We start from the raw sequence: 11,452 nt of genomic DNA, 5'->3' as shown, positions 1-11,452 counted from the left end.
TCGGCGCGGGCGTCGAGTCCGCCGTAGGTCCACGCGACGGTGCCGGAACTCACCGCGATGCGTCCGCGATGCCGGTCGACGCTGGTCGCGAGGATCTCGGGCAGGGTGCGCGGCTCGACGGCGGGCGCCGACAGCGGCGCGGGCACCGGCACGGCGAGATCGCCGACGGCACGCTCGGGTTCGGCGAGCGCGGCGGCGAGCATCGCGACGAGGTCGGTGAGCATCGCGTCACCGGTGGTGGCGTCGAACAGATCCGTCGCGTAGACGAAGCGCAGGTCCGGTCCGGCCTCGCGTTCGACGAGTTCGACGACCACATCGAACTGCGCGGCCGGTTCCCCGGCATCGGTGTCGGCGACCTGCACGTCCGGCAACTGCGGCAGCGTCTCCCCGACCTCGACGCGGTGCGTGAGCAGCACCTGGAAGAGCGGGCTGTACGACGGATCGCGACGCGGCGCGAGCCGGGCGACGACCTCGTCGAACGGCACGTCGGCGTGCGCGAGCGCCCCGAGATCGGTGGCCCGCACCTCGCGCAGCAGTTCGGTGAACGGGCGGGACGGGTCGACGGCGGTGCGCAGCACCACGGTGCCGACGAACATGCCGACGAGCCGGTCGAGGCGCGCATCCGTGCGACCCGCGATCGCTGTGCCGACGGCGATGTCGGTACGTCCGCTGCGACGCGCGAGCATCGCGGCGAAGACGGCGTGGACGAGCATGAACACCGTCACGTCGTGGCTGCGCGCCACCTCCCGCAGGCGACGATGGGTCTCGGCGTCGAGGGTCGAGACGATCTGCGCGCCACGGTGGCTCGGCTGCGCGGGGCGCGGCCGGTCGGCGGGCAGCGGCAGCGGGCTGTCGGGCAGGCCGGCGAGTGTGGTTGTCCAGTAGCCGAGTTGGCGGGCCGCGAGCGAGCTCGGATCGGTGGCGTCGCCGAGCAGTTCGTGCTGCCAGCGGGCGTAGTCGCCGTAGGTGACGGGCAGCGGCTCGAAGACCGGTGCCGCTCCCCCGCGACGCGCGGCGTAGGCGACGGCGAGATCGGTGAGCAGCGGTGCGACGGACGCGCCGTCGAACGCGATGTGGTGCACGGCGGCGGCGAGCACCCGTCGGCCGGGTTCGGCGTCGAACAACCGGATCCGCAGCGGCGCCTGCGCGGTGATGTCGAAGGGGGTCGTGATCGTGGCGGTCACGGCCGCGGCGACATCGTCCGGCGCGGAGTATTCGAGCACCGGCGGGTCGACGGGCACCTGCACGTCGCCGATGAAGGCGGTGCGCAGCACGCGGTGCCGGTCGACGACGTCGCTCACCGCGGCGGCGAGGGCGTCGACGTCGAGGTCGCCGGTCAGCGACAGCACGACCGGCACGAGATAGCCGGCGGTGCCGGTCTCGGCGCGCGCGACGATGCCGAGGCGGCGCTGCGCGGGGGCGATGGGCGGCGGGGTGTCGTCGTCGTAGCGGCGCAGCGCGATGCGGTGGTCGTCGCCGGATTCGATGCGGGCGGCGAGCGCAGCGAGGGTGGGGGCGGCCAGCACCTCGCGCACCGGCACGTCGGTGCCGAACGCCTCGCTCAGCCGCGCGGCGAAGACGACGGCCGAGAGCGAGTCGCCGCCGGCGGTGAAGAACCCGCGGTGCGCGGCCGGACGGGCACCGAGCACGTCCTCGGCGACGGTGACCACGAGGTCCTCGGCGTCGGTGAGGGGCCGGTCGAGGGCGGCATCGTCGTCGAGTGCGGCGGCGTCGTGCAGTTCGAGGGCGGCGACGTCGAGTTTGCCGTTGGGCGTGAGGGGCAGCTGGTCGAGCACGTGCACGCGGGTGGGCATGCGGTGCGGCGGCACGACGAGCGCGACGCGCGCGGTGATGTCGTCGGCCGACAGGTCCGGGCCGGCCGCAAAGGCGACGAGCGTGCCCGCCACCGCGACCACCGCGGCCTGCCGGATGCCGGGCTGGGCGAGCAGCGTCGCCTCGAGTTCGCCGGGTTCGATGCGCACGCCGCGCACCTTGAGCTGGCGGTCGGTGCGGCCGAGATAGCCGAGGGTGTCGTCGACGCGACGGTGGACGCGGTCGCCCGTGCGGTACATGCGTGCACCGCCGGGGGCGGCGACGAAGCGTTCGGCGGTGCGGGCCGGGTCGTCGAGGTAACCGGCGGCGAGGCCGTCACCGGCGAGGTACAGCTCGCCGACGGCGCCGGCCGGGACGGGACGCAGTCGCGCGTCGAGCACGTGGGCGACGGTGCCGGGCACGGGCTTACCGATGCTCGGACGGGTGCCGGGTTCGATGTCGACGAGGGTCGCGACGATCGTGGCCTCGGTCGGCCCGTACGCGTCGAGCATCACGCGGCCGTCGGCCCAGCGTGCCGCGAGCGACGGCGACAGCGATTCACCTCCGGAGGCGACGACCTTCAGGTCGGGCAGACCCTCGGGGTCGAGGGTGCCGAGCACGGTGGGGGTCGACAGGTAGTGGGTGATGCGCTGCTCGGCGAGGTAGCGGTGCAGGTCCTGGCCCGCATACACGTCCGGGGGTGCGACGACGAGGGTCGCGCCGGTGGTGTGGGCGAGCAGCAGTTCGAGCAGTGCCGCGTCGAACTCGGGTGAATAGCCGTGCAGCACGCGGTCGCCGGGCTCCACCCGGTAGCGCTCCGCCGCTTCGGCGGCGAGCGGGGCGAGTCCGCGGTGCGTCACCGCGACCCGCTTCGGGGTGCCGGTGGAGCCGGAGGTGGACACGACGTAGGCGGTGCCGGGCAGGCACGTCTCCCCCGCCTGCCGCGAATGCGTGAAGGCCGCACCGGTCTTGGTGATGGCCCACAGGGTGCGGATGTAGTCGACGCTGCGCGGGGCGTCGATGCGCACGATCCGGCCGTCCCGCGCGCCCTCGGCCCGCAACTGGGCGGCGAGGGTGTCGGACTGCTCGTCGAGTTCGCGGTAGGTGAGCGATTCGCCGTCGCCGCGCAGGGCCTCGCGATCGGGATGTGCGGCGGCGGTGGCACGCAGCATCTCGGCGAGCGTGCGTGCCGGGGCGGGTTCGCCGCCGTCGAGGGCGGGCGCCGGGGTGTCGACCGCCACTTCACCGATGGTGCGGCCGGGTGCGCCGGCCACGGCCTCGAGGAGCGCGACGAATCGGGTGGCGAGCAGTTCGGCGGTGCGGCCGGTGAAGCGGGCGGCGTCGAACACGAGCGTGCCGGTGTAGCCGCCGGGGCGCGGGGCGAGGGTGAACTGCAGGTCGAACTTCGGTGTGTCGTCGAGTATTTCGCGGGCCTCGACGGTGAGCTCCCCGAGGGTGATCGGGCCGGTACCGAAGTCCTGCAATGCCAGCGCGACCTGCGGTGCACCGCTCTGCCGCTCCGACAGCAGCTGCTCGTAGGGCACGGTCACGTGGTCGAAGGCGGCGACGTCGAAATCGCGGACCTGGCCGAGCAACCCGGTGAACGACATGTCGGGGGCCACGCGGGCGCGCAGCACGAGCGTGTCGAGGAACGGTCCGACGAGCTCTTCGAGCTGCGCCCAGCGGCGTCCGCCCACCACGGCGGCGACGGCGATGTCGTCGCTGCCGCCGAGTCGCGCGAGCAGCACGGACAGCGCGGCGTGCAGCACCATGAACTCGGTGGCGCCGTGCGTTCGGGCGAGTTCGGCGAGCGCGTCGCGCACCTCGGCGGGCACGGTGAAGTCGACGCTGCGCGCCCCGGTGTCGGTTCCGGGGGCGTCGGCGGGCAGTTCGGTGACGGTCAGTCCGTCGAGGGCGCGGCGCCAGTGCTCGAGGTCGCGTTCGGGGGTGCCGCGTTCGGCTTCCCACAGGGCGTAGTCGGCGTACTGCAGCGGCAGCGGCTCCCACTGCGGGGCCGTGCCGTTCACCCGGGCGAGGTAGGCGATGGTGAGGTCGCGCAGCAACGGTCGCAGCGACGTGCCGTCGGCGATCGAATGGTCGACGTCGAGGTGCAGCACGTGCCGGTCGGGGCCGGTGCGTTCGAGTCGCACGCGCCACCGGTCGCTGCGCGGCGCCTCGTGGATCTGCTGGTACACCCCGGCGCCGTCGACGATGTAGTCGGTGCGCAGGATCTCGTGCCGCAGCGCGATGTCGCCGAGCGCGGCCTGCAGGGCACCGAGGTCGAGCGGTCCGCTCAGGTTCACCTCGCTGCGCAACCGGTATGCATCGGGGGCAAGGGAACTCAGACCCCACAGGCGGCGCTGCGCGCGGCCGAGCGGGATCCGTGCCGGGCGTGGCGAGACCGCGACGGGCCCGGCACCGGTGTCGAAACCACCGGCGTCGAGGGCGGCCGCGAGTGCGTCGACGGTGGGGTTCGCGAAGACGGTGCGCAGCGGCACCTCGGTGCCGGTCTCGTCGCGCAGGCGTCCGACGAGGACGGTGGCGAGCAGCGAGTTGCCGCCGACGGCGAAGAAGTCGTCGGTGCGTCCCACCGTCGCACCGTCGCCGAGGACGTCGCCGATGATCCGGGCGACGAGTGCCTCGGTCTCCGTGCGCGGTTCGCTGCCGTCACCGGCGACGGGTTCGGGCAGCGCGGCGGCGTCGACCTTGCCGTGGGAGGTGAGCGGGATCGCGGCGAGCGGCACGATCGCGGTGGGCACGAGGTGTGCGGGCAGGACGCTGCGCAGCTGCGCCCGCAGGTCGGAGCCGTCGAGGTTCCCGCCGGTGACGTACGAGACGAGGCGACCGCCGCGCACGCGGGTCACCGCCCGCTCGACGCCGTCGAGTGCGGCGAGGGCGGTGTCGATCTCGCCGGGTTCGATGCGCACGCCGCGCAGCTTGATCTGGTTGTCGCTGCGGCCCACGAACTCGAGCGCACCGGCGCGGGTCCAGCGCACGAGGTCGCCGGTGCGGTAGCGGCGGCCGTCGGGTCCGGCGACGAACCGTGCTGCCGTGCGTGCGGCGGCGTCGCGGTAACCCGACGCGAGTCGCGGTCCCGAGACGTACAGTTCGCCGACCACCCCGGCGGGCACGGGACGCAGCCGCTCGTCGAGCACCTCGACGGTGACGCCGCGGACGGGAGTGCCGATGACGATGTCGTCGCCGGGACGCAGGGGCTGCGAGTTGGTGACGAACATCGTGGCCTCGGCCGGGCCGTAGCTGTTGATCAGAGTGCGCTCGCCGCCCCAGCGGTCGACGATCTCGTGGGTCAGGCGGTCGCCGCCGAGCACGAGGGTGCGCAGGGCGGGCAGGTCGCGCACCGGCACGGTGGCGAGGGTGGAGGGCGTCATCATCGCGTGGGTGATGGCGGCGCTGTCGAGCAGATCACCGAGGGCGGCGCCGCCGTAGCCGTCGGCGCCGGCCACCACGAGCGTCGCGCCGGAGATGCCGGCGGTGAGCATCTCGAGCATCGCGGCGTCGAACGACGGTGCCGCGACGTGCAGTACGCGATCGCCCGGGACGGCCGCGATGTATTCGCCGATGTCCTCGGCGAACGCGCTCGCGGCGCGCTGGGTGACGGTGACGGCCTTGGGATTTCCGGCGGTGCCGGAGGTGAAGACGAAGTAGGCGGGGGCGTCGGGTGCGGGGTCGACGACGTCGGCGAGCGGATGCTCGTCGTCGGAGGTCACCTCGAGCCACCGTACGTTCGCCGGAAGTGCCGGTGCTTCACCGACTCCCACGCGCACATCGGCGAGCATCTCGGCCAGGCGCGCGGTGGGGGCGGTGGGGTCGACGAGCATCGGTGCGGCACCGGCGCCGATGATGGCCCACACGGCGAGCACCGATTCGAGCGAGCGCGGGTAGGCGCACGCCACCGGATCGCCCGGACGCACACCGGCGAGTTGCAGGCGTGCAGCGAGAGCGTCGGAGTAGTGGAGCAGTTCGGGATACGACAGTTCGCGGTCGCCGTCGACGATCGCGAGTTCCTCGCCACCGGCGGCCGCACCCTGCGCCAGCCACTGCCGCAGCGACCGCGGCGCACCCGGTGTGGCACCCACGGCGGGCAGAGCAGTGTCGCCGTGCAGGTCGATCTCCCCGACCCGCACATCCGGATCCGCGACGGCCGCGCTGAGGATCGCGCGCAGACGATCGGCGTAGGCGGCGACGGTGTCGGCGTCGTACAGGTCTGTGCTGTAGAAGAATTCGAGGTCGATGCCGTCCTGCTGCTCGGTGACGGTGACCTGCACGTCGACGTTGACGTGTTCGGTGTCGACCGGCTCGGCCGTGACGGTCAGGCCGGGCAGCGCGAAGGTCGAGGCGACGGGCCGCGCCTGCGACAGCGCCACCTGGAACAGCGGGTGCCGCGCTTCGCTGCGGGCGGGCTGCAGCTTCTCGACGAGCGTCTCGAACGGCGCGTCGGGGTTCGTGTAGGCCGCGAGGTCGCGGCGGTGCACCTGCGCGAGCAGCTCGGCGAAGTTGACGCCGGGATCGACGTCGGTGCGCAGCACGAGGGTGCCGGCAAACATACCGACGACGTCGTCGAGCTGCGGGTCGCCGCGACCGGAGACGGCGGTGCCGATCGGGATGTCGCGACCGGCACCGTGCCGCGCGAGCAGCGCCGCGAGTGCGGCGTGGAGCACCATGAACACCGTCGCGCGACCCTCACGGGCCAGTGCGTGCAGACCGCGGACGAGATCGGCGTCGAGCGAGACGGTGTGGGCGGCACCGTGTCCGGTGGGTTGTGCGGGTCGCGGCCGGTCGCCGGGCAGGGTCACCTCGTCGGGCAGGCCGGCGAGTTCGTCCAGCCAGTACGGGATCTGTTCGTCGGCGATGCTGCGCTGCCGGCGCGCGTAGTCGGTGTACTGCACGGGCAGTGTCGGTAGCTCGGGGGCCGCGCCGGTGAGGCGGGCTTCGTAGGCGACGGCGATGTCGCGCAGCAGCGGCGTGAGCGACCAGCCGTCGGCCGCGATGTGGTGCAGGACGACGAGCAGCACGTGCCGGTCGGGTGCCGTCCGGTACAGCCGCAGGCGGGCCGGGGGTTCGACGGTGAGATCGAAACCGGTGGTGGCGTAATCGCGGACGAACTCGTCGAGGGCGTCTTCGGGCACGGCCACCGGCTCGAGATCGGGGCGTGCCGCGGGCAGCACGGTGTACTCGTCGGCGGCGGGGTAGACGGTGCGCAGCGTGCGGTGCCGTTCGAGCACGTCGCCCATGGCGTCGGCGAGAGCGCCGATGTCGAGGTTCCCCTCGAGCCGCACCGCGAACGGCAGGTTGTAGCTCGGGGATTGCGGGTCGAGGCGGTTGATGAACCACAGGCGTTGCTGCGCCGCCGACAGCGGAGCCGGGACGTCCGGGTCGGCGACGAGAGGCACACGGCGAGTGGGCGTATCGCGTCCAGTGGTTATATATGAGGTCAAGGCCGCAATGGTCCGGTTCTCGAAGATGTCTCTCACGGTGACATCGGTGTCCAGCACATCCGACAGGCGGCCCGCGAGACGCGTGGCGAGCAGCGAGTTGCCACCGAGGTGGAAGAAGTCGTCGTCGGCGCCGAGGGTGCCGGGGGCGATGCCGAGCAGTTCGGCGCACAGGTCCGCGACGAGCTCCTCGACCGGCCCGTGCGGTGCCGCTCCCCCACCGGCGGTGATGTCGGGGGTGGGCAGCGCGGCGCGGTCGAGTTTGCCGTTGGCGGTGAGCGGCAGCGCGTCGAGGACCACGGCGGCCGACGGCACGAGATAGTCGGGCAGGCTGCGGCGCAGGTCGCGCAGGACGGCGGGAGCGTCGCCGCCGACGAGATAGGCGACGAGCCGGTCGTCGCGCAGCAGCACCACCGCCTGACGCACACCCTCGCTGCGCAGCAGGGCGGCTTCGATCTCGCCGGGTTCGATGCGGTAGCCACGCAGTTCGATCTGCTGGTCGGCGCGCCCCAGATAGTGCAGGGCACCGCTGCTGTCGCGGCGTCCGAGGTCGCCGGTGCGGTAGCGGCGGGCGCCACCCGGGGCGGCGACGAACCGCGTCGCGGTCCGGCCGGGGTGTGCGCGGTAGCCGCACGCGAGTTGATCTCCGCGCACGTACAATTCGCCGATCGCGCCGGGAAGTGCGGGTCGCAGCGACGAGTCGAGCACGTCCACGGCGAGACCGGGCAGCGGCGCGCCGATGCCGGTCGCGGTGGCATCGCCGAAGGTGACGTGCACAGTGGTCTCGGTGATGCCGAACATGTTGACCGCCCGCACGTGCGGGTGGCGCTCGGCCCACGGGCGTACGCGCGCGGGGTCGAGGGCTTCGCCGCCGAAGATCAGCAGCCGCAGGTCGTCGAGCGGCGCGTCGGTGGCGGCGAGCTGGTAGAACGCCGTGGGGGTCTGGTTGAGCACCGTCACGCGGTGGCGGGTGAGCACGTCGACGAAGGCGGCCGGGTCGCGCACCGTGAGGTGGTCGACCACGACGACGCGGGCACCGGTGCCCAGCGGCGCCCACATCTCCCACACGGAGAAATCGAAGGCCGGCGAATGGAACAGCGTCCACACGTCGTCGGCGCGCAACCCGAATTCGCCGACGGTCGCGGCGAGCAGCGACAGCACGTTGCGGTGCGTCACCTGCACGCCCTTGGGGGTGCCGGTGGATCCCGAGGTGTAGACGATGTAGGCGCCGAGATCCGCGACGAGCGGGAAATCGAAGAGGGCACCGTCGTCGAGGCGGGCGGCCACCTGCGGATCGTCGAGTCGCACTGCGGGAACCCGGATGTCGGCGAGGTCGCTGTCGGTGACCACCAGGGTGGGTTGCGCGTCGTCGAGCAGGGCCTGCAGGCGCGTGGCGGGATGCGTGACGTCGACGGGCAGGTAGATGCCGCCGACGCGGGAGACGGCGAGGATCGCGACGACCAGTTCGGGGGTGCGCGGCAGTGCGACCGCGACGACGTCCTCGGCGGTGACGCCGTGTTCACGAAGGAGTGTGGCGAGCGCGCCCGAGCGCGACCACAGGGCGCCGTAGCTGAGGGAGTACCCGTTCCCCACCACGGCGACGGCCTCGGGATCGTCGGCCACGCGTTGCGCGACCAGCTCGGGCAGCGACTCGGCCGGAAGTTGCTGCGCGGCGCCGACGGGGGTGAAGTCGGCGCCGCACAACTCGATACCGCCGACCGGCACTGCCGGATCGGCGGTAACAGAGTCGAGGATACGCACAAACCACGACTGCCACTGCACAATCGTGTGCGAATCCAAAAGTTCGTCCGAGTACGTCAGGATCGTGTCCAAGCCGGCCGGTACACCGGTCTCCGAACGACGTTCCCGGACGGTCATCTCCAGGTCGACGCGAGCGGTGCCCACCGGGATCTCGCGGATCGTCGTGGAACTGCCGGGCAGCGTGAACTCGTCGAGTGAGAACGACTCGTACGCCAGGATGACCTGGAACAACGGATGATGGGCGTCGGTGCCGGCCCCCACCGCGTCGACGATGCGGTCGAACGGCACGTCGGCGTGGGCGAAGGCGTCGAGGTCGGCGCGGCGGGTATCGGCGAGCAGGTCGGCGAAGGTGCGGCGCGGATGCACCCGCAGGCGCAGCGGCACGGTGCCGACGAACATGCCCACCACGTCGTCGACCGCGGCGTCGCTGCGTCCGGAGACCGGGGTGCCGACGGTGACGTCGTCGGTGGCGGCGAGCGCCGAGAGCAGCGTCGCGAGCGCGGCGTGCAACACCATGAACGGCGTGACGTCGTGGGCGCGGGCGAGTTTGTCGATCGCGGCGTGCAGTTCGGCGGGGATCGTGAAGCTCGCGCGACCCGCGGTTCCCGTCGCCGCTGCGGTGCGGGGACGGTCGGTGGGCAGCGCGAGCAGCGGCGGCGCGTCGTCGAGGGTCTGTTTCCAGAAGGCGAGCTGCCGGGCCGCGAGACTGTCGGGGTCGTTCTCGTCGCCGAGCACGGCCCGGTGCCAGCGCGCGTAGTCGCGGTAGGTGACCGACGGAGCCGGCAGGTCCGACGATTCCCCGTCGCGGTGGGCGCGATAGGCGGCGACGGCGTCGCGACCGAGCGGCAGCAGCGACAGGCCGTCGGCGGCGATGTGGTCGATCACCACGGCGAGCACGTAACCGGAGTCCGTCCGGTACAGGCGGATGCGGATCGGCGGATCGACGGTGAGATCGAAACGCACACGGGCGAATTCGGCCAGTTCCGCATCGAGGGCGGTGCCGGCGTCGACGGGCTCGAGGTCGAGTGTCACCGTCGGCAGCACGTGCCGGCGCGGGCCGGACGGGCTGTCGGGGAAGACCGTGCGCAGCGAGTCGTGGCGTGCGACCACCGTGGCGGCGGCCGCGCGCACCGCGTCGAGATCGGTGTCGACGTCGAGGTCGAGCGCGAAGGCGATGTGATCGCCGCCGTCGGCGCGGTCGGCCACGTCGAACCGGTTGAGCAGCCACATGCGCTGCTGCGCGGGGGCGAGCGGTGCGTCGCTGTCGTCGTCGACGTGCACGAGCGGCAGGTGCTCGCCCGCGGGTTCCTCGGCGAGCAGGTTCGCGAGTTCGGTGACGGTGGGGTGCTCGAAGATGTCGCGCACACCCACCCGGCGACCGGCGACGCCCCGCAGACGCGCCGCGAGCTGGGTCGCGAGCAGCGAGTTGCCACCGACAGCGAAGAAGTCGTCGGATCCGGCGACGTTCGGCAGATCGAGCAGGTCGGCGACGACACCGGCGACGAGTTCTTCGGTGACGCTGCGATATCCGTCGGTGCGAGTCGCGGCGAGCACCGGCTCGGGCAGGGCCGCGCGGTCGATCTTGCCGGTGCTGGTGAGCGGCAGCGCGTCGAGCACGGTGACGGTCGCGGGCACCATGTGCCGGGGCAGACGCTCGGCGGCCCACTCGCGGATCTCGTGCGGGTCGAGGCGGCCGTTGCGGCTGTGCACGTAGGTGGCGAGGGTGTCGCCGCGCACCACGGTCACGGCGGTGCCGATGCCCGGGTGGTTCTGCAGGGTCGCGTCGATCTCGCCGAGTTCGATGCGGAAACCGCGGATCTTGACCTGGTGGTCGCTGCGGCCTACGAATTCGAGGGCGCGGTCGTCGTCGTGTCCCGTCCAGCGGACGAGATCGCCTGTGCGGTAGAGGCGCCCGGCGCCGAACGGGTTCGCGACGAACCGGTCGGCGGTGAGCGCGGGGGCGTCGAGGTACCCGCGGGCCACGCCCTGCCCCCCGAGATACAGCTCGCCCGTCACCCCTTCGGGAACGGGCCGCAGGCGTTCGCCGAGCACCACGGCGGTGACGCCGACGAGGCCGGTACCGATGGTGAGCCGGTCGCCCGGTGCGAAGGGTTCGCTCGAGGTGGCGAGCACCGTCGTCTCGGTGGGTCCGTAGACGTTGAGCAGGGTGCGGCCGGGTGCCCAGCGTTCGGCGGTCTCGACCGGCCACGCCTCGCCACCGATCGCGATCGTGCGGAGAGCGTCGAGTGCGGCGGGGTCGAGCTGGGTGGGCACCGAGGGCGTCGAGAACCAGTGGGTGATGCCTTCGGCGCGAAGCAGTTCCACCAGTTCGTCGCCACCGAACAGGTCGGCGGGCGCCACCACCAGCGTGCCGCCGGCGGTGAGCGCCAGGACGTATTCGAGCACTGCGCCGTCGAAGGCGGGGT

General features: G+C 72.7%; 1 protein-coding gene. It reads right to left on the bottom strand.

Going from position 1 to position 11,452, the window contains the following annotated elements:
• On the bottom strand, positions 1-11,452 hold an 11,452-nt coding region (locus R1101_RS0108530; protein WP_016933020.1), incomplete at both ends, for a non-ribosomal peptide synthetase.

The sequence above is a fragment of the Rhodococcus sp. R1101 genome, from assembly GCF_000278445.1.
In the GTDB taxonomy this organism is placed as follows: domain Bacteria; phylum Actinomycetota; class Actinomycetes; order Mycobacteriales; family Mycobacteriaceae; genus Rhodococcus; species Rhodococcus gordoniae.
This window is presented reverse-complemented; position numbering and strand designations above follow the sequence as displayed.